A 24,171-nucleotide genomic window follows, 5' to 3' on the forward strand; every position below is an offset into this window, starting at 1 on the left:
ATATCGTTGATTGGAAAAACATTTACTCTTTCTTTTATTCTAAAATGACGTTTCCAGCAAACATTTTTATGACTTCGTCAAGGGTATAGATTTTATACTCAAAATTTTCACCGTAAAGGTCCTTCGAATATTCTTCGACGGTTTGCGAAAAGCCTGCTTTTTTCCTTAATTCATTAACGTTAGCAGGATCTTTTATCGGCCAAATAATCGAAATACCACCCATTTCCAGACCTTGAGAACCATATATTTGTTCTTCTTCTTTCCCCATAAGATATCGATCCAGCATTGAAGCATAACTTCGAAAAGGTAACTCTTTTTTCTCTGCTGCGATTTTAACAATGGGTAGATAATTCGAAATCTTATCAGAATGTTGAATGACTAAAAAAGCGGCACGATTTGTTGGCTCGCCGACTAATGATTTTCCGGGGTAACCATATTTGGCAATGATGGTTTCAATTTTTTTAATGTTTTCTGCATCATATTTATTCATCAGTCCTAAAAGATTTTTACGCATCTCGTCGTAATCCATATTAAGACTGTCTGCAATATCCCGGCGTTCTTTCTCTGACATAGTAGGATCATATTGTCGGCGGAAGGCTTGATCTGCAAACATTATTGCATCCAATTCTTTCTTTAAATCAGTATTGATGTTCGTTCGGGAGTTACACGAAAGTACTGTAAAGCCGGTGATGAGGACAAAAAGAATTTGATAAAAGAATTTCATTTGGCAAAGAATATCTATAGTGATTTTTCTAGGGGTTAAGATACTGAAATTTTCAATTTCGTTAAAATTTTGTTTCGGGGACGAATTTGCGCCCCGGCTTGAGTGGAGCTCTTTTTGTTTTTTAGCTATGGGAAGAGCCAAGGGAAAAATAAAAAAGCGGGAACGGAAGACGGAAATGTGCGCCCAAATAAAGCATAAAAAATCCCTCTCAAAATGAATTGAAAGGGATCTTATAAATATGGTTAAGATTATCTTGCGCTCATATCAACGTAATCACGTTTGGCTGAACCTTGATAAACCTGTCTTGGACGTCCGATTGGATCGTTGTGCAAACGCATTTCTTTCCACTGAGAAATCCAGCCTGGAAGTCTTCCTAATGCGAACATTACGGTAAACATTTCTGTTGGAATTCCTAAAGCGCGGTAAATAATTCCGGAATAGAAATCTACGTTTGGATATAATTTTCTGCTTACGAAGTAGTCGTCTTCGAGTGCTACTCTTTCTAACTGACGTGCAATATCTAAAGCTTTGTCTTCGATTCCTAATGAATTTAAGATGTCATCTGCTGCTTTTTTGATGATGGTTGCTCTTGGGTCAAAGTTTTTATACACTCTGTGTCCGAAGCCCATCAAGCGGAAATTATCGTCTTTGTTTTTAGCTTTCTCCACGTATTTCGCAACGTCGCCGCCATCTTGTTCGATCATTTCCAACATTTCTATTACTGCTTGGTTTGCTCCACCATGAAGTGGTCCCCAAAGTGCAGAAATACCTGCAGAAACTGAAGCGAATAAACCAGTATGTGCGGAACCAACCATTCTTACTGTAGATGTAGAACAGTTTTGCTCGTGATCTGCGTGAAGAATCAATAATTTATCTAAGGCTCCTACAACTACAGGATCTAACTCGAATTCCTGATTTGGACGACGGAAACACATTTTGTAGAAATTCTCTACGTAATTTAAGCTATCGTCACCGTGGTTAATCGGTAAGCCCATTTTCTTACGGTAAGTCCAGGCGCAAAGGTGAGAGAATTTCGCGATAAGCATTTCTGCTGCGTGATCCATTTCTTCTTTTGAAGTTACGTCTACTGCTTTTGGATTAAAGGCTGTTAATGCAGAAGTCAGAGATGATAAAACGCCCATTGGATGAGCAGAACGAGGAAATACATCGATCAATCTCTTCATTTCGTCTGCAACGAAATTGTATTTTTTGATCCCTTTTTCGAAACCAGCGAATTGCTCTGTTGTAGGTAAACTTCCGTTCAGCAACAAATACATTACTTCGGTAAAGTTTGATTTTTCTGCAATTTGCTCGATTGGATATCCGCGGTAGTACAATTCGCCATTGTCACCATCAAGGTAAGTGATGTCGCTCAAGGTAGCTCCTGTATTTTTGTATCCTAAATCTAAGGTAATTAAACCGGTTTGGTCTCTTAGTTTTGAAATATCGATTCCTCTGTCGCCGATGGTGCTCTCTATGATTGGATACTCAAATGCTTTACCATCATAGTTCAATACAACTTTATTATCTGACATTATAATATATTTTTTTACTAATTTATGAATATTGAAAGAAAACAGCAAACGAATTTCGCGGTTCTCGATTAATTTTTTCTATTATCGTTTTATTTTGAAAGCATCAAGTCCTGGGAAGTAAGCAGTTTCTCCCAAAGCTTCTTCAATACGAAGCAACTGATTGTATTTCGCCATACGATCTGAACGGGAAGCAGAGCCTGTTTTGATTTGTCCACAATTCATAGCAACAGCTAAATCTGCTATGGTAGCATCTTCAGTTTCACCGGATCTGTGAGACATTACGGACGTGTAACGGTTATGTTGCGCCATTTGAACGGCATCCATTGTTTCAGAAAGGGTACCAATCTGGTTTACTTTTACTAATATTGAATTAGCAATTCCTTCTTTAATTCCGCGAGACAATCTTTGTACGTTGGTCACAAATAAATCATCACCCACCAACTGAACGCGATCGCCAATTTTATCGGTAAGCATTTTCCAACCTGCCCAATCATCTTCGTGCATTCCGTCTTCAATGGAAATAATTGGATATTTTGCCGCAAGCTCAGCGAGGTAATTTACCTGCTCGCTTCTGCTAAATTTTGCGGATTCTGAGGTTTCGAATTTCGTATAATCATAGATTCCGTCTTTATAAAATTCTGAAGCTGCACAATCCAAAGCAAACATAATATCATCACCTACTTTGTACCCAGCTTTTTCTACGGCCTGAGAAAGGGTATCTAAGGCATCTTCGGTTCCTTTGAATTTCGGTGCAAATCCACCTTCGTCGCCCACTGCGGTAGAAAGTCCTCTATCGTGTAAGATTGATTTTAAACTGTGGAAGATTTCTGTACCTTTTCTTAATGAATCAGAGAACGATTCTGCTTTTACGGGCATGATCATAAACTCCTGGAAAGCGATTGGCGCATCGGAATGCGAACCTCCGTTAATTACATTCATCATCGGAACTGGAAGGGTGTTGGCATTAACGCCCCCCACATATTTATACAATGGCATTCTCAGTTCAGTTGCAGCGGCCTTTGCAGCGGCTAAAGAAACACCTAAAATAGCGTTAGCGCCAAGATTTCCTTTATTGTCTGTACCATCTAATTCGATCATCAACTGATCAATATAATTTTGGTCAGTAACAGGCATCCCGATTAATTCAGGAGCGATCACTTCTCTTACATTTTCAACTGCTTTTAATACTCCTTTTCCACCGAATTCTTTCGCTCCATCACGTAATTCTACTGCTTCATGTTCACCCGTAGAGGCTCCGGAAGGAACTGCAGCGCGGCCCATAGCACCACCCTCAGTAAACACATCAACTTCAATTGTAGGATTTCCTCGTGAATCCAAAATCTGTCTTGCTTCAATGTAAGAAATGTAACTCATTGTATATCTATTTAGTATTTTTATATTGAACTACAAATTTAGTTAAAATTGAATGATTGCTATGGTTTTATGCGATGATTTTAGCAAGGTTTCAGTTAAAATTTAGTTAATTATCTCGATATATTGAGAATTAGAAAAGTTATCTTTAAATTTGAATTACCCACAAAAAAATTTTAAAATGAAAAAGACATTATTAATTTTATCAAGCGCATTGCTACTTCTTACTTTCAGTTGTAAGAAAAATACAGAAGGCAACAAAAGTGTCATCAAAACAGAGGCAAGCGACTCTTTAACACTGCCGTCTGACTCTCTTCAAGGTGTTGCGGAAAAGACTGGAGACGAAGCTGCTCCAGCAGAATATACAGAGCGTTATGTTGGAGACGATGGATCATCAGCTTTGGTAACCTTTAACAATGGTGGTGAAGAAAAGACCATCAGTATCCGAAGTAATAATAAAACCATTTCTGCGCCTCAAAAAGAAGCATGGGAAAAAGGTGGTGTTTATGGAAACTTCGATATTGAAATCGTTGCAAAAAATGATACGGTTACAATCACACAGGGAGATCATATTATCACACTGAAGAAAGCGCGAGGCCAATAAGTCTGAAAGGCCAAGTTAAAAAAGCAGGATAAAGTGTGATTGAGTATTTGAATAAATGGTTTTTTAATACATTTCAAATCAGGCTTTTTTTAAAGAAAAGTTTTACATCAATAAAAAAAATCCGTCACGTAAAAACGCGACGGATTTTAATTTATAAAGCTTGGAAATTTTATTCCCCAGCTTTTTCTTCTGTAGAATCTGCAGCATCTGCTTTAGGCTCTTCAGTTTTTACTTCTTTAGCAGGAGTTTCTTTAACTTCAGCTACAGCTTCCGCTGCTTTTGGAGTTCCTCTTCTGCTTCTTCTAGTTACTTTTTTCTCTTCAGCGTTCGGGTTGTAAAGTTCATTGAAATCTACAAGTTCGATCATTGCCATATCGGCAGCATCGCCCTGTCTGAATCCAGTTTTGATGATTCTTGTGTAACCACCATTTCTTTCTGCGATTTTAGGAGCAATTGTTCTGAATAATTCAGTAACTGCTTCTTTACTTTGCAAGTAAGAGAAAACTGTTCTTCTGTTGTGTGTTGTATCTTCTTTCGCTTTTGTAAGGATCGGTTCAACATACACTCTTAAAGCTTTCGCTTTAGCAACAGTTGTGTTGATTCTTTTATGCTCAATAAGAGAACAAGCCATATTAGAAAGCAACGCACTTCTGTGAGAAGCTGTTCTAGATAGGTGATTGAATTTTTTACCGTGTCTCATTGTTTGTTATTTATCAGCGTCTAATTTATATTTAGCAACGTCGAAACCGAAGTTAAGACCTTTTGCATGCACTAATTCTTCTAATTCTGTTAAAGATTTTTTACCGAAATTTCTGAATTTCATCAAATCAGACTTGGTGTAAGAAACCAGTTCTCCTAAAGTTTCAACTTCAGCAGCTTTCAAGCAGTTTAGTGCTCTTACCGACAGATCCATATCTACTAATTTCGATTTAAGGAGTTGTCTTGTATGTAAAGTTTCTTCGTCGTACTGAATGGATGCTTTTACGGCTTCAGTTTCCAAAGTAATTCTCTCATCGGAGAACAACATGAAATGATAAATTAATATCTTAGACGCCTCAGTTAAAGCATTTTGAGGACTGATGGAACCATCAGTTTCAATATCCAAAACGAGTTTTTCGTAGTCTGTTTTTTGCTCGACACGATAGTTTTCAACACTGTACTGTACTTTCTTGATTGGAGTAAAGATTGAATCAATCGCAATAGTTCCGATAGGAGCATTCGCTGATTTATTCTGATCTGAAGGAACATACCCTCTTCCTTTTTCAATATTAAACGTGATTTCAAATTTCACGTCTTTGTTGGTCGAACAGATCACCAAGTCAGGGTTCAAAACTTCGAATTCCTGCATTGATTTTCCTAAATCGCCAGCTGTTACCGTATTTTGTCCAGAAACTTTAGCTGTTACTACTTCTGCGGTTGCAGTTTCGTTTTTAGCTCTTAGTCTTAATTGTTTTAGGTTCAGAATGATTTCTGTAACATCTTCAATTACCCCTGGAATAGTTGAAAATTCGTGCTCTACGCCTTCTATTTTGATAGATGAAATAGCATATCCTTCAAGAGAAGAAAGTAAAACTCTCCTCAAAGCATTACCGATCGTAAGTCCAAATCCTGACTCTAATGGTCTAAATTCAAATTGCCCTTTGAATTCATCAGAGTTAAGAAGTATTACTTTATCGGGTTTAATAAATGTTAAAATTGCCATATAATTAGGTTGAGCAAAAATTTGAAAAAATTATTATTTAGAGTAAAGTTCGACGATCAGCTGTTCTTTCAGATCTTCCGGGATTTGAATTCTCTCCGGTGCAGAAACGAAAGTACCTGTTTTAGTTTCGTCGTTGAATTGTAACCACTCATAGTTTGTTCTGTAAGCCAATGAATCAGCAATTACATCCAGAGATTTAGATTTCTCTCTAACTGCAACTACGTCACCTGGTTTCAAAGAATATGAAGCGATGTTTACCAATTCTCCATTTACTGTAATGTGTCTGTGAGAAACCAATTGTCTTGCTCCAGCTCTGGTTTTTGCAAACCCAAATCTGTACACTACATTGTCTAATCTTGATTCACATAACTGTAAAAGAACTTCCCCTGTTACGCCTCTTGCTCTTACCGCTTTTTCGTATAGGTTAGCAAATTGTTTTTCTAAAATACCATAAGTATATTTAGCTTTCTGCTTTTCCATTAACTGAACAGCATACTCGGATTTCTTTGCGTTTCTTCTTTTATTAGGACCATGTTGTCCTGGTGGTTGGTTTTTTCTTTTCTCGAAGCTTTTGTCATCTCCGTAGATTGCTGCAGCAAATTTACGCGCAATCTTAGTTTTAGGACCAATATATCTTGCCATATTGTTTTAAGGATTATAGATTAAAAATTTTAGATAACATATATAATATTACTATTATAAATAAAATCTAACATTTAAAATTCTAAGTGTTATACTCTTCTTCTTTTTGGTGGTCTACATCCGTTGTGTGGCATTGGAGTCACATCAACGATTTCACTTACTTCAATTCCTGAATTGTGGATGGTTCTGATGGCAGATTCTCTACCAGCACCAGGACCTTTCACGTAAACCTTTACTCTGCGTAATCCAGCATCATGTGCTACTGTAGAGCAATTTTCTGCAGCCATTTGCGCTGCAAAAGGAGTATTCTTTTTAGAACCTCTGAAACCCATCTTTCCGGCTGATGCCCAAGAGATCACTTCACCACTTTTATTTGTTAAAGAAATGATGATATTGTTGAAAGTCGCCTGGATGTGTGCTTCTCCAATTGCTTCAACTTTAACTTTTCTTTTCTTAACTGCTTTCGTCTGTTTTGCCATAATTCTTACCGATTATTTACTTGCTTTTTTCTTGTTAGCAACAGTTTTTCGTTTTCCTTTTCGGGTTCTAGAATTGTTTTTAGTTCTTTGGCCTCTTAAAGGTAATCCCAGTCTGTGACGTATTCCTCGTTGGCAACCAATATCCATCAATCGCTTGATGTTTGTTTGGGTTTCAGAACGTAATTCACCTTCCACTTTGATGTTTTCAGTGATATAATTTCTGATCAATGCCAATTCATCGTCATTCCATTCGTTGACTTTCTTGTCTTCGCTGATTCCGGCTGCTTTTAGGATTTGAGAAGAAGTACTTCTCCCAACGCCATAAATATAAGTTAAGCCGATAACGCCTCTTTTGTTCTTTGGTAAATCAATACCTGAAATTCTCGCCATAATTTAATTTTAACCTTGTCTTTGTTTAAATTTTGGGTTCTTCTTGTTAATTACAAACAGAACGCCTTTTCTGCGAACAATTTTGCAATCAGCACTTCTTTTTTTGATAGATGCTCTAACTTTCATTTTGTTTCTTTTCTTTTTTAATTTTCCAACGGTTAAATGAGATCTTACGGAATCATTCCCATTTTGTTTAAATTTTAAACTCTTGTAAAATCCTGCGATTTTGAAAGTTTCCTTTTATAGTAATTCAAATTGCTCTGAAATTAATATCTGAATGTAATTCTTCCCTTTGACAAGTCATAGGGAGAAAGTTCTAATTTTACCTTATCTCCGGGTAAAAGTTTAATGTAGTGCATTCGCATTTTACCAGAAATGTGGGCGATAAGAATATGCCCATTTTCTAGTTCAACACGGAACTGAGCGTTCGAAAGTGCTTCCGTAATAACGCCGTCTTGTTCAATATGTTTTTGTTTTGCCATTTATCTAATTACAGGTTGTTGTTTGTTCTGGATAATTTAGACTGCATCAATCCATCATAATGATGATTCAACAAATACGTATTGATCTGCTGTACAGTATCTAAGATTACTCCGACCATAATTAAAAGTGAAGTACCCCCAAAAAACAGGGCAAACCTATCGGTTTGAACAAACGCTCCATACACAATTGCTGGAAGGATTGCAAAGATAGCTAAAAAGATAGAACCTGGCAAAGTTATTTTTGACAAAATATCATCCAGATAATCAGAGGTTTCTTTACCGGGTCTTACCTTCGGAATTAGCCCGCCATTTCTCTTTAGATCATCCGCCATTTGATTGACCGGAATTGTAATTGCAGTATAGAAGAAGGAGAAAATAATAATCAAAATTGCAAACAATACATTGTATTGCCAACTGAATACATTTTTAAATCCTGCCAGGAAGGTGTTGGATTCGTCAACTTTTGTTAATAATCCAGGTACAAACATTAATGCCTGTGCAAAGATGATCGGCATTACTCCAGAAGCATTAACTTTTAGAGGAATCCATTGTCTCGCTCCCTGCATTAAATTTCTGTTTACACCACCTCTAGCCTGTGCTCTACTTACATACTGAATTGGAATTTTCCGTACCGCGACCGAAAGAACGATTGCAAGTAATACCACCAACATCCAGAATAAAACTTCAATCAGAATCATAATGGTACCAAAACCACCTTTCCCTGTTTGAGTCGCTACTTCTTGAATGAAAGCTCCCGGAAAATCGGCAAGAATTCCTACCATAATCAAGATAGAGATCCCGTTTCCGATTCCTTTATCTGTAATTTTCTCTCCTAACCACATGGCAAATACGGAACCTGCAACCAAAATCACGATACTTGGCAACCAAAACATAATGGAATCCGGATGCACATAGTAAGCAGAAGCAAACTGAGCATGCGGCAAGAACATTTGTGTGATTGAAGTAAGGTAAGAAGGTGCCTGCACCAAACAAACTGCAATAGTTAGCCATCTTGTAATTTGGTTCAAGGTATTTCTACCACTTTCCCCATCTTTCTGCAATTTCTGTAAGTATGGAATTGCCATACCCATTAACTGCACAATAATGGAAGCAGAAATATAAGGCATAATACCGAGTGCCATGATCGACGCTCTGGAGAATGCCCCTCCTGTAAACGAAGAAAGCAACCCAAGAAGTCCTGCTCCTTGTTTGTTGCCTCCTTGGTTTTTATAATTATCCAAAAGATTCCCTACCTCTGCCATGTTAATGGCCGGTAGAGAAATATAAGATGCGAATCTATACACGAGGACGATACCGAGAGTAAAAAGTATTTTATCTCTCAATTCCTTAAGACTCCAAATGTTTTTTAGTGTTTGTATAAATTCTTTCATTATTATAATTATAGAGTAATTGCTTTTCCTCCTGCTTTAGAAATTGCTTCCTCTGCAGATTTAGTAAATTTGTGCGCAGAGACTGAAATACCAGCTTTCAATTCTCCTCTACCCATAATTTTCACGATTTCGCTTTTCTTAGCCAGACCGTTTGCTACCAATACTTCTTGTGTAATTTCAGTGATATTTTGAGTATCAGCTAATAATTGAAGCGTATCGATGTTAATTCCTCTATACTCTTTTCTGTTGATATTGTTAAAACCGAATTTCGGTAATCTTCTTTGCAAAGGCATTTGACCCCCTTCGAAACCAATTTTTTGAGAGTAACCAGCTCTTGCCTGCTGGCCATTGTGACCTTTCCCAGCTGTACCACCTTTACCACTACCTTGTCCTCTACCGATTCTTTTTGTACTGTGTGTAGAACCTGCTGCAGGTCTAATATTATTTAAATTCATTATTATTTAGATTTGAGATTTTAAGATAAGAGACAAGAGACTGTTGAAAGTCTCTTTTCTCTTGACTTGACTTCTATTTTACAACTTCTACAAGGTGGCTGATTGCCGACACCATTCCTAAAATCGCAGGAGTATCATCGTGCTCAACAACTTGGTGAAGTTTTTTTAATCCTAATGCTTCTAGCGTTCTCTTTTGGGTTTTTGTTCTACCAATAGCGCTTTTTACTTGTTTTACTTGAATTTTTGCCATTGTATTAAATTAACCGTTAAACACTTTATCTAATGAAATACCTCTCATTTTTGCAATTTCTTCAGGTCTTCTGATATCCAATAATGCTTTGAAAGTAGCTTTCACAACGTTATGTGGGTTAGATGAACCTTTTGATTTTGAAAGAATATCTTTAATACCAGCAGCTTCAATTACCATACGAACTGTACCACCAGCGATTACACCGGTACCGTGAGTTGCAGGTCTCAAGAAGATATCTGCACCACCGTAACGAGCTGAAGTTTGGTGAGGAATGGTATGATTTACTACAGGAACTTTTACTAAATTTTTCTTTGCATCTTCTACTGCTTTTGCAATAGCTGAGGCAACTTCTTTAGATTTTCCTAAACCAAAACCAACGGTTCCAGCTTCGTCTCCTACAACCACGATTGCAGAAAATCCGAAAGCTCTACCCCCTTTGGTAACTTTGGTTACTCTGTTTACTGAAACGAGACGATCTTTAAGTTCTAATCCTCCCGGTTTTACTTTTTCTATATTATCTAGTCCTAACATATTTCCGAAATTTAATGATTAGAATTTTAGTCCGCCTTCTCTCGCACCGTCAGCTAGAGCTTTCACTCTACCATGATATACGAATCCGTTTCTGTCGAACACTATACTTTCAATACCTGCAGCTTTAGCTTTTTCAGCGATTGCTTTACCAACTTCTGCAGACATTTCTGTTTTATTTCCTTTAGCTTTCAACGCTCTTGAAGAAGCTGAAGCTAATGTTTTACCTTCTTTATCGTCGATCAATTGCGCGTAAATTTCTTTATTGCTTTTGTAAACTGATAATCTTGGTAATTCAGCAGAGCCAGAGATTTTCCCTCTTACTCTTCTTTTAATTCTATTTCTTTTTTGTACTTTGCTTAGTGCCATGTTCTTAAGTTTTAAAATTAAGCAGATTTACCAGCTTTACGTCTTACAATTTCTCCAACGAATCTAACACCTTTTCCTTTATACGGCTCTGGTTTTCTGAAAGATCTGATCTTTGCAGCAACCATTCCCAATAATTGTTTATCAAATGATGTTAAAGTAATGATCGGGTTTTTACCTTTTTCAGATAAAGTTTCTACCACCACTTCTTTTGGAAGATCCATAACGATACCGTGTGAGAATCCAAGGGCTAAGTCTAATCTGTTTCCTTGATTAGATGCTCTGTATCCTACTCCTACTAATTCTAGTTTTTTGGTCCACCCTTCGGCAGTTCCTTGAACCATATTGTTGATCAACGCTCTGTAAAGACCGTGTAATGCTTTGTGTGATTTTGACTCAGAAGCGCGGTCTAAAGTTAGAATCCCGTCTTCTTGTTTTAGAGTGATTCCTTCACCTAACTGCTGTGTAAGTTCTCCTTTCGGTCCTTTCACAGTTACCAGTCCGTCTTTCTCCGTTACGGTAACATTAGCGGGAATTTCTATAATTGATTTACCAATTCTTGACATTTTCCTTTGATTATTTATTAATAAACATAGCAGATTACTTCTCCACCAACTTTTTCTTGTCTGGCTTTTTTATCAGTCATAACTCCTCGTGAAGTTGAGATAATAGCCACTCCCAAACCGTTTAATACTCTTGGCAGCTCACCTGTTCCTTTGTATTGTCTTAAACCTGGTCTTGAAGCTCTTTGAATGCTCTTGATTGCAGGTTTGTTGGTTTGTTTGTCGTACTTTAAAGCGATTTTGATATTTCCCTGAACAGCGTTTTCTTCGAACTTGTAGTTCAAAATGAAACCCTGGTCAAACAAAATTTTTGTAATCTCCTTTTTAATTTTCGATGCAGGAATATCCACCACTTTGTGGCCTGCGCTTTGTGCGTTCCTTACTCTGGTTAGGAAATCTGAAATTGGATCTGTTACCATTTTTCTATTTTAATTATTGGTTTGTGATAGTTAGTTTTAAAAGGTGGTAGGCTTTAGGTTACAGTTAAAAACTATGAACTATAACCTACAACCTAATAACTTTACTATCTCGATTGTTCTAAATTTGTTACCAACTTGCTTTTTTCACTCCCGGGATCAGACCTTTGTTGGCCATTTCTCTGAAAGTTACTCTAGAAAGACCGAATGTTCTCATGTAACCTCTAGGTCTTCCTGTTAATTTACATCTGTTGTGTAGTCTTACAGGTGAAGCGTCTTTCGGCAATTTCTGTAATGCTTCGTAATCTCCGGCTTCTTTCAAAGCTTTTCTTTTCTCTGCATATTTTGCTACCGTAGCTTCTCTTTTGCGCTCACGCGCTTTCATTGATTCTTTAGCCATCTTTTAGTTCTTTTTGAAAGGTAAACCGAAGTGAGTTAATAATGATTTCGCTTCTTTGTCTGTTTTCGCAGAAGTTACGAAAGTAATGTCCATCCCTTGGATTTTCTTTACTTTATCGATTAAGATTTCCGGGAAAATAATTTGCTCGGTGATCCCCAAGTTATAGTTTCCTCTTCCGTCGAAACCATCAGCTTTGATACCGTTAAAATCACGGATTCGTGGTAAAGCTGAAGATGCTAAACGGTCTAAGAACTCATACATTTGATTTGATCTCAAAGTAACTCTAGCTCCTACTGGCATTCCTTTTCTTAATTTAAAAGCCGCTTCATCTTTCTTAGAAAGAGTTCCTACTGCTTTTTGTCCGGTGATTGCGGTAAGTTCTTCGATTGCATAGTCAACAATTTTCTTGTCAGCTGTTGCAGCACCCAAACCTTGCGAAACAACGATTTTCAATAATTTAGGAACCTGCATAACAGATTTGTACCCAAATTCTTCCATCATTGCAGGAACAATTTTCTCTTTATATTGTTGTTTTGGTCTTGCTATATATTCCATCGTCTTTTATATTATAAAGTTTCACCGGTTGTTTTAGCAACTCTTACTTTTTTATCACCTTCTACTTTACTTCCTGTTTTGGTTGCTTTACCGTTTTTGTCGATAAGCATAACATTTGAAATGTGTATAGATGCTTCTTTTTCTACAATTCCGCCTTGTGGATTTCCTGCAGATGGTTTGGTATGTTTTTTAACAATATTCAAACCTGCAACAATTACTCTTGCGTCTTTGCCTTCTTTTCTGATCACTTCAATAACTTCACCAGTTTTACCTTTAATTGCTTTCTTTCCGGTAGTGATGATTACGTTATCTCCTCTTTTGATTTTTAACTTTGTCATTTTTTGTAAATTTTAAAATTAAAGTACTTCAGGAGCTAATGAAATGACTTTCATATATTCTTTGTCTCTTAGTTCACGTGCAACAGGACCAAAAACACGGGTTCCTCTCATTTCGCCGGCAGCGTTAAGAAGCACACAAGCATTGTCATCGAATTTGATGTATGATCCATCTTTTCTTCTAACTGCTTTTTTGGTTCTTACGACTACTGCTTTAGATACGGTTCCTTTTTTTGCGTTTCCTTGTGGTGTAGAATCTTTGATAGTTACTACGATCTTATCACCAACTGAAGCATATCTTCTTCTGGTTCCTCCCAGAACTCTGATCACCAGTACTTCTTTCGCACCTGTGTTATCAGCAACTTTTAATCTTGATTCGGTTTGTAACATTACTTAGCTTTTTCAATGATTCGTACTAATCTCCATCTCTTACTTTTACTCAAAGGTCTTGTTTCAGTAATTAATACTGTATCGCCTTCTGTACACTCGTTGTTCTCGTCATGAGCGGTATATTTTTTCGTTTTTAGAACGAATTTACCGTACATTGGGTGTTTTACTCTCGTAGTTTCACTTACAACAATGGTCTTTTCCATTTTATTGCTGGAAACAATTCCGATTCTTTCTTTTCTTAAATTTCTATCCATGATAAAATGAAATTCTATTGTTGTTTAAGTGTTAATTCAGTTTCCAGACGTGCGATTGTTCTTCTCATGTCTCTGATTTGAATAGGATTTTCAATTGGGCTTACGCTGTGCGATAATTTCAATTTGTTGAAATCTGCTTTAGTTTCAGCTAATTTTGCTTGAAGATCTCCTGCGCTTAGATTTTTGATGTCAGCTTTTTTCATAATAATTCAGATTATTGAGGTTGAACAAAATCATTCGCCACTACAAATCTTGTAGTTACCGGAAGCTTCTGAGCAGCAAGACGCAATGCTTCTTTTGCCACATCGTAAGGAACACCTCCAACTTCGAACATAATTTTACCAGGTTTCACTACAGATACCCAATATTCTACAGCACCTTTTCCTTTCCCCATCCTTACTTCGGCTGGTTTTTTAGTAATTGGTTTATCTGGGAATATTTTGATCCATAACTGACCCTCCCTTTTCATATATCTTGTCGCAGCAATACGCGCGGCTTCAATTTGTCTTGCAGTAATCCAAGCACCTTCATTGGCTTTGATACCGAAAGTTCCGTAAGCGAGTTGACTGCCTCTTTGAGCAATCCCCTTCATTTTCATCTTGTGAACTTTACGGAATTTGGTTCTTTTTGGTTGTAACATAATTTCTAGGAATTTTAGATTTTAGATTTTAGATTTTAAAAAAGTAACGGTCATTTAAAAAATATCCTCCAAAATTTCATTAATTATTTTCTATCTCTTGGTCTACGGTCGTCTCTTTCTCTTCTGTCATTACGATCGTTACGATCTCCTCTTCCTGCAGGTCCTTTTTTCTGTTGTCCTACGAGTGGGCTAAGGTCTCTTTTTCCGTAAACTTCGCCTTTCATAATCCAAACTTTAACCCCTAATTTACCGTACTGAGTAAGTGCTTCACCGATATGGTAATCGATATCTGCTCTAAAGGTTGACAATGGGATTCTTCCGTCTTTGAAAGATTCGCTTCTTGCCATCTCAGCTCCGTTTAATCTACCAGAGATTTGAACTTTAATTCCTTCCGCTCCCATTCTCATGGTGCTTTGAATTGCCATTTTCACGGCTCTTCTATAAGAGATTCTGTTTTCTATTTGCTTTGCAATACTGTCTGCAACTAAAACTGCGTCAAGTTCAGGTCTTTTGATTTCGAAGATATTGATCTGGATGTCTTTATCCGTCAATTTTTTTAATTCTTCTTTTAATTTATCAACTTCCTGTCCTCCTTTACCGATGATTAAACCGGGTCTGGCAGTTGTAATTGTAATAGTGACTAATTTCAATGTTCTTTCGATAAAGATTTTTGAAATTCCACCTTTAGATAATCTCGCCTCAAGGTATCTTCTGATCTTGTAGTCTTCTGCGATTCTGTCTCCATAATCTTTACCACCATACCAGTTTGAATCCCATCCTCTGATGATACCTAATCTGTTACCAATTGGATTTGTCTTCTGTCCCATACCTTGATTATTTATTATCTTTAGTTCCTAAAATTAAAGTGATGTGGTTTGATCTTTTTCTGATTCTATGACCTCTACCTTGTGGTGCTGGTCTTAGTCTCTTCAATTGTCTTGCACTGTCAACCATAATTTCTTTTACGATTAAGTTTGCTTCTTCGATATCAGCACCTTCATTCTTTGATTGCCAGTTTGCCATCGCAGAAAGAAGTACTTTCTCTAATTTGTTAGAAGCATCTTTCTTGGAATATTTTAGGATACTTAACGCTTTATCTACTTCAACTCCTCTAATGATATCTGCTACCAATCTCATTTTTCTTGGAGAAGAAGGGCAGTCATTATGTAACGCTTTTGCTACATCTTGATTTGCTATTTTACGTGCTAATGCACTTTCTCTTTTTCTTGATCCCATGATTATCTACCTCCTTTATTTTTGTTACCGCCGTGACCTCTAAAAGATCTTGTCGGAGAAAATTCGCCTAACTTATGACCTACCATATTTTCAGTTACATAAACCGGGATAAAAGATTTCCCGTTGTGTACTGCGATGGTTTGTCCTACGAAGTCTGGAGAGATCATTGATGCTCTAGACCAAGTTTTGATTACTGTCTTCTTACCAGACTCTATATTTGTCTGAACCTTCTTATCTAAAGTGTGTGCAATAAAAGGTCCTTTCTTAAGTGATCTTGACATAATTATTTTCTTTTAGATATGATGTGTCGGTTAGACGCTTTGTTTTTCTTTCTGGTTTTGTAACCTTTAGCAGGCATACCATTTCTTGATCTTGGGTGACCTCCAGAAGATTTACCTTCACCACCTCCCATTGGGTGATCTACAGGGTTCATTACTACTGGTCTTGTTCTAGGTCTTCTACCCAACCATCTGCTTCTACCGGCTTTACCTGAAACGGTTAACTGGTGATCGTGGTTAGATACCGATCCAATCATTGCCATACATTCTGCAAGAACCATTCTAGATTCTCCTGAAGGTAATTTAATGATCACATATTTTTTATCTCTAGAAGTTAACTGTGCCGATGATCCTGCACTTCTTGCCATAATTCCACCTTGACCAGGCTTCAATTCGATACAAGAAATTACAGTTCCCAAAGGAATGTTTTTCAACTTCATTGCATTACCAACATTTGGTTCTGCGGCTTCAGAGGAGATTACTTTCTGATCTACTTTGATACCGTTTGGAGCGATGATATATCTCTTCTCTCCATCTGCGTATTCCAATAGTGCGATGAAAGCAGTTCTATTTGGATCATACTCAACAGATTTTACCGTAGCTTCAACATCAAACTTGTTTCTTTTGAAGTCGATAATTCTGTATTTTTGTTTGTGTCCACCTCCGGTGTAACGCATGGTCATTTTACCAGTATTGTTACGACCACCTGACTTACTAATACCAACGGTTAGAGATTTCTCTGGTTTGTTGGTAGTAATTTCCTCAAAGTTGTTTACAACTCTGAATCTCTGTCCCGGGGTGATAGGTTTTAATTTTCTAACAGACATTACTATTATTTATATTAATTAATTTGCAAAAATATCAATCACTTCTCCTTCTGCAAGGGATACGATTGCTTTTTTCAATTTGTTGGTTTTCCCAACCTGTAATCCTTTTTTGGTGTGTTTCGAAGAAACTTTAGGCGCATAAATCATGGTTCTAACGTCTGCTACTTTAACACCGTAAAGCTGCTCTACTGCATTTCTGATCTGGATTTTATTCGATTTAGGGTTAACTAAAAAAGAATAAGCTCCTCTCAAATCTGTAAGATAGTTTGCTTTTTCTGAGATAATTGGTTTAATAATAACTGACATGATTTATTTTCTTAAATTTTCTTGAAATTTCTCTATTGCACCTTCTAAGAATACGATCTCTCCAGCGTGTACCAAGTCATAAGAACTAATTTCATTGTATGTCAAAACTTTGGTTTTTGCCAAGTTTCTTGAAGACAAGTAAACGTTCTTGTTTGCTTCCGGTAAAATATATAAAGCTTTTTTACCTTCAAATCCTAACGCATTGTTCAAAGTGATAAATTCTTTAGTTTTAGGAGCATCGAAATTAAACGATTCTAAAACTTTAATTGAATTATCTCTCATTTTTTGTGAAAGAACTGATTTTTTAGCCAATCTTTTCAAAGCTTTGTTCAGCTTGAAACGGTAATCTCTTGGTTTTGGACCGAAAATACGACCTCCACCTCTGAAAACTGGCGATTTGATATCACCATATCTAGCAGATCCTGACCCTTTTTGTTTCTTAAGTTTCTTGGTTGATCCTGTAATTTCACTTCTCTCTTTCGATTTGTGAGTTCCTTGTCTCTGTGCCGCAAGATATTGCTTCACTTCTAAGTAAACCGCGTGCTGATTTGGCTCAATTCCGAAGATTGCTTCGTCTAGAGTTACTTTTCTTCCGGTTTCTTTTCCTGATGTATTAAATACTACTAATTCCATTTTCTAATAATTACATAAGAATTTTTTGCTCCCGGAACAGCGCCTTTTACTACTAAAAGATTTTGCTCTTCATCTACTCTTAACACTTCTAGGTTTTGTACGGTAACTTGCTTACCACCCATTCTTCCCGCCATACGCATTCCTTTGAATACACGAGATGGATCGGAACCTGCACCAATAGAACCCGGGGCTCTTAATCGGTTATGCTGTCCGTGAGTTGCTTGCATTACCCCCGCAAAATTGTGTCTTTTCACAACCCCTTGGAAACCTTTACCTTTTGAAGTTCCTGTTACGTCAACATATTCGCCTTGAGCAAATAAGTTCACTTTCACTTCGTCTCCTACGCTTAATTTTTCTACGAATTCATGATAGAATTCTACTAATTTAGCTTTTGGAGCTGAACCTGCCTTTTTAAAGTGGCCGGCTAACGCTTTACCAACGTTCTTTTCACTCTTGTCATCGAAACCAAGTTGAGCAGCTTTGTACCCATCCTTTTCAACGGTTCTGACCTGTAAAACCGAGCATGGACCTGCTTGAATAACGGTACAAGGAATATTCTTCCCAGCTTCGTCAAACAGCGATGTCATCCCGATTTTTTTACCAATAATACCTGACATTGTTTATATATATCTAATTAAGTTCTGGTTTGTCAATCAAGGTGGTGGTGATTTCTACTTTTGAAATAGGCGCACTTCTTCCTTAAATTGAGTGTGCAAATGTATGAAGAATATTTTAATTGACAATATAAGACCTTAAAATATTTTGATTTTTAACATATTACAATTTTTTATACTTTTATCACATGAAAATATTCTGTTTCATTTTTCTTTTCGCATTTCTCCTGTCTTGTGAAAATAATCAGCAGCATCCTTACACCTTTTATTTTTGGCGAACGCATCTTTCCCTAAATCATGAAGAAAAAGCAGCACTTAAAAACGCGAGTGTCACTTACCTTTATATTCGATTTTTTGATATTGAAAAGGTAGATGGAAAATTTCGGCCCGTGGCTGTCATTACAAAAGATAACACTTTTATAACTGACAAAGAAATCGTGCCGGTTATCTTCATAAAAAATGATGTGTTTTATAATACTACTTCAGATGACCTGGATTTTCTTGTGGAGAATATTTCTTCTTTAATTAAGAAAAAACAGAACGAATTTGGTTTCAAACCCTCCAAAGAAATACAGATCGACTGCGACTGGACAGCGGGAACAAAAAAAGAATATTTTGAATTTTTAATCCGACTTCAAAAGCGGTCAAAAAAGGAGATCACCTGCACGCTCAGACTTCATCAGGTAAAAAACAGTAAACTCTCCGGCATCCCGCCGGTGGGGAAAGTTTACCTGATGTGCTACTCTACTTCTTCGCCTCTGGAGAATTCTGACCGTAATTCAATTCTTGATATTCCGACTTTAAAAAATTATCTGAACAACATTCAAGCCTATCCACTTAAAATGGATGTTGCGCTGCCCATCTACTCCTGGGGAATTGTGACCAATCACGTAGGAAAACATAAACTGATCAATGCGCTTTCCACTGCCGATTTAGAAAATCCCAACTTTAAAAAAATATCAGAGACTGAAGTTGAAATTATGAAAGACGGTTTCTATTTCGGCAATTATCTGAACAAAGGCTTCACTATAAAAGCAGAAGAGATTTCTGAAGAGCAATTAAAAGAAGTTAAAAACTATCTTGATAAAAAAATCCCGGGTTACACTATTGTATATTATCATCTGGATCGTAAATTTACAGAACACCACGCACTATAATTATGAAAAAAGCTATTCTATCCACCGCCCTGTTTTTTCTCATGTATTCGAAATCGGAGGCCTGCGCCTGGTACGATCCGGATTACGAATATTTCAATCTGTTTACGCAAAGCATTATTAAAGATAAAAGCTATCTGCCTTTTCTCCATACTTTGTCTAACCGTTTTTACGGACATGAGCATTATGAGATTCCGGACGAGAATATCGAAAGCTGGCAAAAGTATTTCGGCAACACCTTGAATTATAAGGAGACGAAATTCCTGGTGGAGAAAGCGCCCATGGAAGAATTGAATAGCTTTAAAAAAGGAAGTTCGGGAAATTCTCTTTTACAGAAACTGGGAAGCTATGAAAAGTACAAAGAAGGAATTGACTATCTGATTGAAGCCAAATATCTGGAACCATTTATGCGCATCAATTATATTGAAAGTCCGGATTCCTGGTATTATTCCGGCGATGAAAATGCTAAAAATGCGACGCAACTTGATTATGACAAAACGGTGGCAGCGCTAACTTCCCTTTACAATGCAGCAAAAAACCCGGAAATTAAATTGCGTTATGGCTATCAACTTGTACGGTTTAATCACTACACCAGAAATTACGCCTCGTCAACGGACGCTTTCCGGGAGTTTGTGGAGCCTTTGAAAATAAAATCAGCTCCTTATTTCATGGCGTTGGATCAATTGGCGGGCGCACAGCGTGGTTTGAAAATGAGCAGTGAAGCGAACTATAATTTCTTTCAGGTTTTTATGAACAGTAAAAGCAGGAAAGAAAGTGCCTTTGTCTCCATGCGATTATCGGACTCAGCTTCTTTTGACAATCTGCTGAAAAAAGCCCAAACGCCTCAGGAAAAAAATATGGCGTATTTTCTTTTGGGGTATGAGGATTTTAATAATCCCGTTCCTATGATGGAAAAGATGTACGACATTGATCCGAACTCTGAAATCCTAAAAGTTCTTGCTGCAAGAAGTATCAACGATCTGGAAAGAAGTTATCTGCCCATTTATTTCGCCGCAGATAATAAAGATAACAGCAATAGTACTGTTACCAAAGATCAAAGTCCACAAACGGAGAAAAATACGGTTTCTACAGAACTCAGCTTTTGGCAAAAGATTAAAAACTTCTTTAGCAACTTATTCAGTTCAGACAAGAAAGAAGTTCCGACAAAAGCAAGTGATCAGAATGACAGTGATTTATTAAAAAACCCCAACCGTATTCCTTTCTATACTGAAAATACGAATCTTTGGACGGACGAACGCTCAGAAAATTACCTGGATGGATTTGAAAAGATCACGGCTAAAATTAAAGAAAAATCCAGTGATGAGTTTTGGCAAATTGCCGATGCATATCTTTCATTTCTAAAAAAGGATTATAAAAAAAGTACAGAAACTTTAAACCAAATTAAAACGACGAATCCGGAATACATTACAGAGATCAACCGCATGAAAATGCTGAATGATATTGTGTCACAACCAAAAATTACCGCCGAATACGAGGAACATTTGATGAACACTTATCCGGAACTTTTTGGAGCGATGACTTCTTCCGAATTCACGCCGGATTATTATGGTGATGATCGTAATGCCACGCAAGATTTTATCCGGGATATTTTGGCGAACCGATATTTTATACAGGGCGAAGAAGGAAAGTCTTTTTTAATGAGCAACAAACTTTCAGATCTGCAGTATAATCCAAATTCTAAGTTGGTGAAGAGTGTAGAAGACTTTTATAAAAAACCGAACAAGTCCAGTTTAGAACAAAAGATCATTGCAAAAAACATTGATGATGTCGGAAATATACAGGCGTTCTTCAATGTGATTTATGGAGACCGCGAAATGCGACTGGCGAATTTCGAAAAAGCGAAGTCTTTATATGATAAGGCGAAAGGATTTTCGGGAATACCGCGATTTGATTACGATTGGCAGGAAGGTGAAAAACCTATTGTTAAGAAAATAAATTATGGCGATGCTTATAATGGATTCCAAAATATCTCTTCTTTGATTTTCGGACATAATAATTGGGAAAGTTTCAACAGTCCGGAAACGCAAAGTATGAAACCGGAGAATTTTGAAGGATTTGATTTCATCAAAAATACGATGAACAAGTCTGAACTTGCCGGCGCACTGATTGAATTAAAGAAAATTGGAATGGGAAGCGGCACAAAAGCATCTCAGGCAAATCAACTGATTGGAAATCTTTTGTACAACACTTCGATTCTTGGATATTACCGACATGTTTTTGTAATGGATATTGACAATGAAAACAGTCCCAAATTTCACTTTTATAATACCGACGAACCAACATTCAAATACTACTATAAAAACTTTACATGGAACAGCTTTATAGAACCGGACAATTTTGACCTTTCTATCGATTATTATCAGAAGGCTTTGAAACAAAGTCACGATGAGGAACAGAAAGCCAGAATTCTATTTCAAATGGCAAGTGCAGAACAGGGGAAATTTTATCAGTATGCAGAAAAACAATCCCTCGATCTGAAATATGATGATCCGGATTATTCGAAAAAGCAGGAGGAACATGCACAGAAAATCAATGCCATGCAATATCAAAAATACAAAACCTATTTTGCCGAACTAAAAAAGAATTATGGTCATACTCAATCTTCAAAATCACTGCAGGGAAGTTGTTCGTATTATGATTATTTCATGAAACGAAATTAATACGTGAATTAAATTTTCACGCAAAGATGTACAAACTATTCTTTGAATAATAAAACTGTTTATTTAAGATCGCAAAGCCGTTCCATTGAGCAAGGTGAAAAAGAAGTAATTTTATTGATGGTAATTTTGTAAAGAGAGAAAATCAAAAAAGGAATCACTGCGATTCCTTTTTTATTTAACATTAAAGTGTACTGAAATTAAATTTTATCAGTCGCAAAATCTAAAGATTGAACTTTGACTAACCTTGTAAAGGTTCAGAACCTTGACAAGGTTTAACGAAAATCTCAATTCTATTTTTTCGGATAGTGAATGACTTTATCCAGTTCGATAGGATTGTTCTCCTTTCGCATTCTTTCCTGCGTCATTGTGGTTAATTCTTTGAACTGGTCGAGACTTTTTATTTTGACTCCCATTACGGAAAATGAACCTTCCCCTTTGCTGTTTTTAAACATCTCTTTGAAATCCTGCAATGGATCATTAAATAATTCCAACTGTTTTTTAAGGAGCATTTTTTCGGTGATCGGAACGGATTTTTGACCGGCAAATGATTCTAAAAAGTCAGAAGTGTCATACGTTGATTTAAGTTGGTAACTTTTCACCAGACTAAAACTGAAGTTATTTCTATCATCAGAAATTTCGAAAATTAATCCTGGTAAACCGCGAAATTTATAAGGACCTTCATTCAAATTGATTTCTGTATTAAACCAAGCGGTCCAGTTTCTGCCGCCAAAAGTTGTTGTTGCTTTTTGAAGACTATAATTTCCAACCTTTTTTGTTTCGGTAGATAATTTCCAATTGATTGGATCTACGGTTTGAACGCTGAAAAGATCATTTAGTAAAACATAAGAAGTATTTTTATTGGTGTTCCGACTTCTGGTTATTACAGGAAGAAGATCATCCCAACTTGAATTGTTATTATTTTTGAGTTTATAAATGGAATCGTTTTCGGCAAAAAAATACGGATAGAATTTAATTTCATCAGGATTGATGTCCAGAATCATATTTTCTTTGGTCAGCTCTTTGGCAAGTGAATCACTTTTGAATTGATATTCGTAGATGAAACGATGCGTTTGGGCGGAAATGAAAAATGGGAAAAGAAGAAGGAGGAGATATTTCATTTGTAATAATTGTAAATCAAATATATTACTAAAATCTGAATCACGATTATCGCCAAAATTTTGAAGACGAAATTTCTCTTGCAGATTTTATGATTAAAAATTAACATTCCTAAAACAGAACCGATTGTTCCGCCAAAAAGGGTCATTATTAGTAATGATCTTTCCGGAATACGCTGTTTGTTTTTTTTTGATTTCCGTTTGTCGACTCCGAAGTAAATAAAACTACCGATATTCAAGGTTGCCAAAAAGGCCGTGGAAAATTCGTTCATTTAGTAAAAATACTAAAATTAGTGTATTTTTGGAAATAGTACTGTCTGATATTCTAGCCCCGATTGCAATGGAAATCCTTTTTTTTTGCGGTTGCTTTGCTGCGGCGAAAAAAGATTGCAATGGAAAGCGGGACTGGTTTTGAAGAGTGGGAAAAATCTTGTTGCTTCTGATCAAGACTGCTTTTTACAAACTTTGTCAAAGACTGGAAACTTTGAACAATTAAAAAATCCCTAATCTTTCGAAAAGGGATTTATTATCATAGCAAAGTGCAAATTATCACACTTTAATTTCTACGTCAACTCCTGAAGGTAACTCTAATTTCATTAAAGCATCTACAGTTTTAGAAGAAGAAGAATAGATGTCCATCAATCTTTTGTGTGCAGATAGTTGGAACTGTTCTCTTGCTTTCTTGTTTACGTGAGGAGATCTCAACACAGTGAAGATTCTCTTATTCGTTGGCAAAGGAATCGGACCGTTTACAACAGCACCGGTAGCTTTTACCGTTTTTACGATTTTCTCAGCAGATTTGTCTACCAAATTGTAATCGTAAGATTTTAATTTTATTCTGATTCTTTGTGACAT

The 24,171-nt window shown here is 36.6% G+C and carries 37 protein-coding genes; 3 read left to right on the forward strand and 34 right to left on the reverse strand.

Features of this window, described 5'->3' with window-relative positions; translation table 11 throughout:
* Positions 1 to 34: 34 nt before the first annotated feature.
* The 3 genes from EIB73_RS08440 to eno all read right to left on the reverse strand — a co-directional run bounded on the left by EIB73_RS08440 (position 35) and on the right by eno (position 3,633).
* The gene (locus EIB73_RS08440) at positions 35 to 724 is read right to left on the reverse strand and encodes a DUF6624 domain-containing protein (RefSeq protein ID WP_125024454.1); all 690 of its coding nucleotides are present in this window, start codon (positions 722 to 724) and stop codon (positions 35 to 37) included.
* 248 nt (positions 725 to 972) lie between these two features.
* Positions 973 to 2,259: a citrate synthase gene (locus EIB73_RS08445; RefSeq protein WP_125024456.1), complete on the reverse strand. Its 1,287-nt coding sequence runs from the start codon at positions 2,257 to 2,259 to the stop codon at positions 973 to 975.
* Between the two features lie 81 nt (positions 2,260 to 2,340).
* Positions 2,341 to 3,633 (reverse strand): phosphopyruvate hydratase, encoded by a 1,293-nt coding sequence (gene eno, locus EIB73_RS08450; protein ID WP_125024457.1) that lies wholly within the window; start codon positions 3,631 to 3,633, stop codon positions 2,341 to 2,343.
* A 178-nt stretch (positions 3,634 to 3,811) separates the two neighbouring features.
* Here eno and EIB73_RS08455 point away from each other — a divergent pair, with 178 nt between their 5' ends.
* Positions 3,812 to 4,234 carry a hypothetical protein gene (locus EIB73_RS08455; RefSeq protein WP_125024459.1) on the forward strand — a complete coding sequence of 141 codons (423 nt, stop codon included), beginning with the start codon at positions 3,812 to 3,814 and terminating at the stop codon, positions 4,232 to 4,234.
* A gap of 169 nt (positions 4,235 to 4,403) precedes the next feature.
* Here EIB73_RS08455 and rplQ read toward each other — a convergent pair whose 3' ends face one another.
* The 28 genes from rplQ to rplC form a co-directional block, all read right to left on the reverse strand.
* A complete protein-coding gene (gene rplQ, locus EIB73_RS08460; protein WP_125024461.1) occupies positions 4,404 to 4,934 on the reverse strand; it encodes a 50S ribosomal protein L17 in 531 nt (176 codons plus the stop codon).
* Positions 4,935 to 4,940: 6 nt separating this feature from the next.
* Complete coding sequence (locus EIB73_RS08465; RefSeq protein ID WP_125024463.1) at positions 4,941 to 5,936, reverse strand: DNA-directed RNA polymerase subunit alpha; 996 nt, start codon at positions 5,934 to 5,936, stop codon at positions 4,941 to 4,943.
* Between the two features lie 33 nt (positions 5,937 to 5,969).
* The gene (gene rpsD, locus EIB73_RS08470; RefSeq protein ID WP_125024465.1) at positions 5,970 to 6,578 is read right to left on the reverse strand and encodes a 30S ribosomal protein S4; all 609 of its coding nucleotides are present in this window, start codon (positions 6,576 to 6,578) and stop codon (positions 5,970 to 5,972) included.
* 89 nt (positions 6,579 to 6,667) lie between these two features.
* Complete coding sequence (gene rpsK / locus EIB73_RS08475) at positions 6,668 to 7,057, reverse strand: 30S ribosomal protein S11 (RefSeq protein WP_027376638.1); 390 nt, start codon at positions 7,055 to 7,057, stop codon at positions 6,668 to 6,670.
* Positions 7,058 to 7,069: 12 nt separating this feature from the next.
* On the reverse strand, positions 7,070 to 7,447 hold the full coding sequence (rpsM, locus tag EIB73_RS08480; RefSeq protein ID WP_125024467.1) for a 30S ribosomal protein S13: 378 nt from the start codon (positions 7,445 to 7,447) through the stop codon (positions 7,070 to 7,072).
* 9 nt (positions 7,448 to 7,456) lie between these two features.
* The gene (rpmJ, locus tag EIB73_RS08485; protein ID WP_007839480.1) at positions 7,457 to 7,573 is read right to left on the reverse strand and encodes a 50S ribosomal protein L36; all 117 of its coding nucleotides are present in this window, start codon (positions 7,571 to 7,573) and stop codon (positions 7,457 to 7,459) included.
* A gap of 140 nt (positions 7,574 to 7,713) precedes the next feature.
* Positions 7,714 to 7,929 (reverse strand): translation initiation factor IF-1, encoded by a 216-nt coding sequence (gene infA, locus EIB73_RS08490; protein ID WP_015806726.1) that lies wholly within the window; start codon positions 7,927 to 7,929, stop codon positions 7,714 to 7,716.
* A gap of 8 nt (positions 7,930 to 7,937) precedes the next feature.
* The gene (secY, locus tag EIB73_RS08495; protein ID WP_125024469.1) at positions 7,938 to 9,320 is read right to left on the reverse strand and encodes a preprotein translocase subunit SecY; all 1,383 of its coding nucleotides are present in this window, start codon (positions 9,318 to 9,320) and stop codon (positions 7,938 to 7,940) included.
* A gap of 8 nt (positions 9,321 to 9,328) precedes the next feature.
* Positions 9,329 to 9,775: a 50S ribosomal protein L15 gene (gene rplO, locus EIB73_RS08500; protein WP_125024471.1), complete on the reverse strand. Its 447-nt coding sequence runs from the start codon at positions 9,773 to 9,775 to the stop codon at positions 9,329 to 9,331.
* 73 nt (positions 9,776 to 9,848) lie between these two features.
* On the reverse strand, positions 9,849 to 10,025 hold the full coding sequence (rpmD, locus tag EIB73_RS08505) for a 50S ribosomal protein L30 (protein WP_125024472.1): 177 nt from the start codon (positions 10,023 to 10,025) through the stop codon (positions 9,849 to 9,851).
* Between the two features lie 9 nt (positions 10,026 to 10,034).
* Entirely contained in the window at positions 10,035 to 10,556 is a 522-nt protein-coding gene (gene rpsE / locus EIB73_RS08510; protein WP_125024474.1) for a 30S ribosomal protein S5, read from the reverse strand.
* Between the two features lie 18 nt (positions 10,557 to 10,574).
* Positions 10,575 to 10,922, reverse strand: a complete 348-nt coding sequence (gene rplR, locus EIB73_RS08515; RefSeq protein ID WP_125024476.1) for a 50S ribosomal protein L18 — start codon at positions 10,920 to 10,922, stop codon at positions 10,575 to 10,577.
* Between the two features lie 17 nt (positions 10,923 to 10,939).
* Entirely contained in the window at positions 10,940 to 11,485 is a 546-nt protein-coding gene (rplF, locus tag EIB73_RS08520; protein ID WP_125024478.1) for a 50S ribosomal protein L6, read from the reverse strand.
* A gap of 17 nt (positions 11,486 to 11,502) precedes the next feature.
* Entirely contained in the window at positions 11,503 to 11,901 is a 399-nt protein-coding gene (gene rpsH / locus EIB73_RS08525; RefSeq protein ID WP_125024480.1) for a 30S ribosomal protein S8, read from the reverse strand.
* Positions 11,902 to 12,028: 127 nt separating this feature from the next.
* Positions 12,029 to 12,298, reverse strand: coding sequence for a 30S ribosomal protein S14 (rpsN, locus tag EIB73_RS08530; RefSeq protein WP_125024482.1), 270 nt, complete (start codon positions 12,296 to 12,298; stop codon positions 12,029 to 12,031).
* 3 nt (positions 12,299 to 12,301) lie between these two features.
* Positions 12,302 to 12,853 carry a 50S ribosomal protein L5 gene (gene rplE / locus EIB73_RS08535; protein WP_125024484.1) on the reverse strand — a complete coding sequence of 184 codons (552 nt, stop codon included), beginning with the start codon at positions 12,851 to 12,853 and terminating at the stop codon, positions 12,302 to 12,304.
* Between the two features lie 11 nt (positions 12,854 to 12,864).
* Positions 12,865 to 13,191, reverse strand: a complete 327-nt coding sequence (rplX, locus tag EIB73_RS08540; protein ID WP_125024486.1) for a 50S ribosomal protein L24 — start codon at positions 13,189 to 13,191, stop codon at positions 12,865 to 12,867.
* Between the two features lie 18 nt (positions 13,192 to 13,209).
* Entirely contained in the window at positions 13,210 to 13,578 is a 369-nt protein-coding gene (rplN, locus tag EIB73_RS08545) for a 50S ribosomal protein L14 (RefSeq protein WP_031503404.1), read from the reverse strand.
* Positions 13,578 to 13,835, reverse strand: coding sequence for a 30S ribosomal protein S17 (gene rpsQ / locus EIB73_RS08550; RefSeq protein ID WP_088263399.1), 258 nt, complete (start codon positions 13,833 to 13,835; stop codon positions 13,578 to 13,580). The genes rplN and rpsQ overlap by 1 nt, the downstream gene beginning before the upstream one ends.
* An 11-nt stretch (positions 13,836 to 13,846) precedes the next feature.
* Positions 13,847 to 14,035, reverse strand: a complete 189-nt coding sequence (rpmC, locus tag EIB73_RS08555) for a 50S ribosomal protein L29 (protein ID WP_125024488.1) — start codon at positions 14,033 to 14,035, stop codon at positions 13,847 to 13,849.
* A gap of 11 nt (positions 14,036 to 14,046) precedes the next feature.
* Positions 14,047 to 14,472 carry a 50S ribosomal protein L16 gene (gene rplP / locus EIB73_RS08560; protein WP_125024490.1) on the reverse strand — a complete coding sequence of 142 codons (426 nt, stop codon included), beginning with the start codon at positions 14,470 to 14,472 and terminating at the stop codon, positions 14,047 to 14,049.
* 83 nt (positions 14,473 to 14,555) lie between these two features.
* Positions 14,556 to 15,299: a 30S ribosomal protein S3 gene (rpsC, locus tag EIB73_RS08565; RefSeq protein WP_125024492.1), complete on the reverse strand. Its 744-nt coding sequence runs from the start codon at positions 15,297 to 15,299 to the stop codon at positions 14,556 to 14,558.
* Positions 15,300 to 15,306: 7 nt separating this feature from the next.
* Entirely contained in the window at positions 15,307 to 15,708 is a 402-nt protein-coding gene (gene rplV / locus EIB73_RS08570; RefSeq protein ID WP_125024494.1) for a 50S ribosomal protein L22, read from the reverse strand.
* Positions 15,709 to 15,710: 2 nt separating this feature from the next.
* A complete protein-coding gene (gene rpsS / locus EIB73_RS08575) occupies positions 15,711 to 15,989 on the reverse strand; it encodes a 30S ribosomal protein S19 (RefSeq protein WP_125024496.1) in 279 nt (92 codons plus the stop codon).
* Positions 15,990 to 15,991: 2 nt separating this feature from the next.
* Positions 15,992 to 16,813, reverse strand: coding sequence for a 50S ribosomal protein L2 (gene rplB, locus EIB73_RS08580; RefSeq protein ID WP_125024498.1), 822 nt, complete (start codon positions 16,811 to 16,813; stop codon positions 15,992 to 15,994).
* An 18-nt stretch (positions 16,814 to 16,831) separates the two neighbouring features.
* Entirely contained in the window at positions 16,832 to 17,119 is a 288-nt protein-coding gene (rplW, locus tag EIB73_RS08585) for a 50S ribosomal protein L23 (protein WP_125024500.1), read from the reverse strand.
* Between the two features lie 3 nt (positions 17,120 to 17,122).
* Positions 17,123 to 17,752 carry a 50S ribosomal protein L4 gene (gene rplD, locus EIB73_RS08590; protein ID WP_125024502.1) on the reverse strand — a complete coding sequence of 210 codons (630 nt, stop codon included), beginning with the start codon at positions 17,750 to 17,752 and terminating at the stop codon, positions 17,123 to 17,125.
* Complete coding sequence (gene rplC, locus EIB73_RS08595; RefSeq protein ID WP_125024504.1) at positions 17,743 to 18,369, reverse strand: 50S ribosomal protein L3; 627 nt, start codon at positions 18,367 to 18,369, stop codon at positions 17,743 to 17,745. Before rplC ends, rplD begins: the two co-directional genes overlap by 10 nt.
* A gap of 185 nt (positions 18,370 to 18,554) precedes the next feature.
* Between rplC and EIB73_RS08600 the strand changes: the two genes are divergently transcribed.
* Together EIB73_RS08600 and EIB73_RS08605 are read left to right on the forward strand one after the other, a co-directional pair.
* On the forward strand, positions 18,555 to 19,523 hold the full coding sequence (locus tag EIB73_RS08600; protein ID WP_125024506.1) for a hypothetical protein: 969 nt from the start codon (positions 18,555 to 18,557) through the stop codon (positions 19,521 to 19,523).
* A 2-nt stretch (positions 19,524 to 19,525) separates the two neighbouring features.
* Positions 19,526 to 22,201 (forward strand): hypothetical protein, encoded by a 2,676-nt coding sequence (locus EIB73_RS08605; RefSeq protein ID WP_125024508.1) that lies wholly within the window; start codon positions 19,526 to 19,528, stop codon positions 22,199 to 22,201.
* 290 nt (positions 22,202 to 22,491) lie between these two features.
* Here the strand turns inward: EIB73_RS08605 and EIB73_RS08610 are convergent, their stop codons facing one another.
* The 3 genes from EIB73_RS08610 to rpsJ form a co-directional block, all read right to left on the reverse strand.
* Positions 22,492 to 23,319, reverse strand: a complete 828-nt coding sequence (locus EIB73_RS08610) for a GLPGLI family protein (RefSeq protein ID WP_125024510.1) — start codon at positions 23,317 to 23,319, stop codon at positions 22,492 to 22,494.
* Positions 23,316 to 23,588, reverse strand: coding sequence for a DUF1294 domain-containing protein (locus tag EIB73_RS08615; RefSeq protein WP_125024512.1), 273 nt, complete (start codon positions 23,586 to 23,588; stop codon positions 23,316 to 23,318). The genes EIB73_RS08610 and EIB73_RS08615 overlap by 4 nt, the downstream gene beginning before the upstream one ends.
* A 277-nt stretch (positions 23,589 to 23,865) precedes the next feature.
* On the reverse strand, positions 23,866 to 24,171 hold the full coding sequence (gene rpsJ, locus EIB73_RS08620) for a 30S ribosomal protein S10 (protein ID WP_002661363.1): 306 nt from the start codon (positions 24,169 to 24,171) through the stop codon (positions 23,866 to 23,868).

Origin of the sequence: Kaistella carnis (assembly GCF_003860585.1) — a bacterium.
Taxonomy (GTDB): Bacteria; Bacteroidota; Bacteroidia; order Flavobacteriales; family Weeksellaceae; genus Kaistella; species Kaistella carnis.

Excerpts from the sequence above, each read along its gene's own strand:
- EIB73_RS08440 (WP_125024454.1), bottom strand. The coding sequence starts at position 724 with ATGAAATTCTTTTATCAAATTCTTTTTGTCCTCATCACCGGCTTTACA.
- EIB73_RS08445 (WP_125024456.1), bottom strand. The coding sequence starts at position 2,259 with ATGTCAGATAATAAAGTTGTATTGAACTATGATGGTAAAGCATTTGAG.
- eno (WP_125024457.1), bottom strand. The coding sequence starts at position 3,633 with ATGAGTTACATTTCTTACATTGAAGCAAGACAGATTTTGGATTCACGA.
- EIB73_RS08455 (WP_125024459.1), top strand. The coding sequence starts at position 3,812 with ATGAAAAAGACATTATTAATTTTATCAAGCGCATTGCTACTTCTTACT.
- rplQ (WP_125024461.1), bottom strand. The coding sequence starts at position 4,934 with ATGAGACACGGTAAAAAATTCAATCACCTATCTAGAACAGCTTCTCAC.
- EIB73_RS08465 (WP_125024463.1), bottom strand. The coding sequence starts at position 5,936 with ATGGCAATTTTAACATTTATTAAACCCGATAAAGTAATACTTCTTAAC.
- rpsD (WP_125024465.1), bottom strand. The coding sequence starts at position 6,578 with ATGGCAAGATATATTGGTCCTAAAACTAAGATTGCGCGTAAATTTGCT.
- rpsK (WP_027376638.1), bottom strand. The coding sequence starts at position 7,057 with ATGGCAAAACAGACGAAAGCAGTTAAGAAAAGAAAAGTTAAAGTTGAA.
- rpsM (WP_125024467.1), bottom strand. The coding sequence starts at position 7,447 with ATGGCGAGAATTTCAGGTATTGATTTACCAAAGAACAAAAGAGGCGTT.
- rpmJ (WP_007839480.1), bottom strand. The coding sequence starts at position 7,573 with ATGAAAGTTAGAGCATCTATCAAAAAAAGAAGTGCTGATTGCAAAATT.
- infA (WP_015806726.1), bottom strand. The coding sequence starts at position 7,929 with ATGGCAAAACAAAAACATATTGAACAAGACGGCGTTATTACGGAAGCA.
- secY (WP_125024469.1), bottom strand. The coding sequence starts at position 9,320 with ATGAAAGAATTTATACAAACACTAAAAAACATTTGGAGTCTTAAGGAA.
- rplO (WP_125024471.1), bottom strand. The coding sequence starts at position 9,775 with ATGAATTTAAATAATATTAGACCTGCAGCAGGTTCTACACACAGTACA.
- rpmD (WP_125024472.1), bottom strand. The coding sequence starts at position 10,025 with ATGGCAAAAATTCAAGTAAAACAAGTAAAAAGCGCTATTGGTAGAACA.
- rpsE (WP_125024474.1), bottom strand. The coding sequence starts at position 10,556 with ATGTTAGGACTAGATAATATAGAAAAAGTAAAACCGGGAGGATTAGAA.
- rplR (WP_125024476.1), bottom strand. The coding sequence starts at position 10,922 with ATGGCACTAAGCAAAGTACAAAAAAGAAATAGAATTAAAAGAAGAGTA.
- rplF (WP_125024478.1), bottom strand. The coding sequence starts at position 11,485 with ATGTCAAGAATTGGTAAATCAATTATAGAAATTCCCGCTAATGTTACC.
- rpsH (WP_125024480.1), bottom strand. The coding sequence starts at position 11,901 with ATGGTAACAGATCCAATTTCAGATTTCCTAACCAGAGTAAGGAACGCA.
- rpsN (WP_125024482.1), bottom strand. The coding sequence starts at position 12,298 with ATGGCTAAAGAATCAATGAAAGCGCGTGAGCGCAAAAGAGAAGCTACG.
- rplE (WP_125024484.1), bottom strand. The coding sequence starts at position 12,853 with ATGGAATATATAGCAAGACCAAAACAACAATATAAAGAGAAAATTGTT.
- rplX (WP_125024486.1), bottom strand. The coding sequence starts at position 13,191 with ATGACAAAGTTAAAAATCAAAAGAGGAGATAACGTAATCATCACTACC.
- rplN (WP_031503404.1), bottom strand. The coding sequence starts at position 13,578 with ATGTTACAAACCGAATCAAGATTAAAAGTTGCTGATAACACAGGTGCG.
- rpmC (WP_125024488.1), bottom strand. The coding sequence starts at position 14,035 with ATGAAAAAAGCTGACATCAAAAATCTAAGCGCAGGAGATCTTCAAGCA.
- rplP (WP_125024490.1), bottom strand. The coding sequence starts at position 14,472 with ATGTTACAACCAAAAAGAACCAAATTCCGTAAAGTTCACAAGATGAAA.
- rpsC (WP_125024492.1), bottom strand. The coding sequence starts at position 15,299 with ATGGGACAGAAGACAAATCCAATTGGTAACAGATTAGGTATCATCAGA.
- rplV (WP_125024494.1), bottom strand. The coding sequence starts at position 15,708 with ATGGGATCAAGAAAAAGAGAAAGTGCATTAGCACGTAAAATAGCAAAT.
- rpsS (WP_125024496.1), bottom strand. The coding sequence starts at position 15,989 with ATGTCAAGATCACTTAAGAAAGGACCTTTTATTGCACACACTTTAGAT.
- rplB (WP_125024498.1), bottom strand. The coding sequence starts at position 16,813 with ATGTCTGTTAGAAAATTAAAACCTATCACCCCGGGACAGAGATTCAGA.
- rplW (WP_125024500.1), bottom strand. The coding sequence starts at position 17,119 with ATGTCAGTTATTATTAAACCAATTATCTCAGAAAAAGCAAACTATCTT.
- rplD (WP_125024502.1), bottom strand. The coding sequence starts at position 17,752 with ATGGAATTAGTAGTATTTAATACATCAGGAAAAGAAACCGGAAGAAAA.
- rplC (WP_125024504.1), bottom strand. The coding sequence starts at position 18,369 with ATGTCAGGTATTATTGGTAAAAAAATCGGGATGACATCGCTGTTTGAC.
- EIB73_RS08600 (WP_125024506.1), top strand. The coding sequence starts at position 18,555 with ATGAAAATATTCTGTTTCATTTTTCTTTTCGCATTTCTCCTGTCTTGT.
- EIB73_RS08605 (WP_125024508.1), top strand. The coding sequence starts at position 19,526 with ATGAAAAAAGCTATTCTATCCACCGCCCTGTTTTTTCTCATGTATTCG.
- EIB73_RS08610 (WP_125024510.1), bottom strand. The coding sequence starts at position 23,319 with ATGAAATATCTCCTCCTTCTTCTTTTCCCATTTTTCATTTCCGCCCAA.
- EIB73_RS08615 (WP_125024512.1), bottom strand. The coding sequence starts at position 23,588 with ATGAACGAATTTTCCACGGCCTTTTTGGCAACCTTGAATATCGGTAGT.
- rpsJ (WP_002661363.1), bottom strand. The coding sequence starts at position 24,171 with ATGTCACAAAGAATCAGAATAAAATTAAAATCTTACGATTACAATTTG.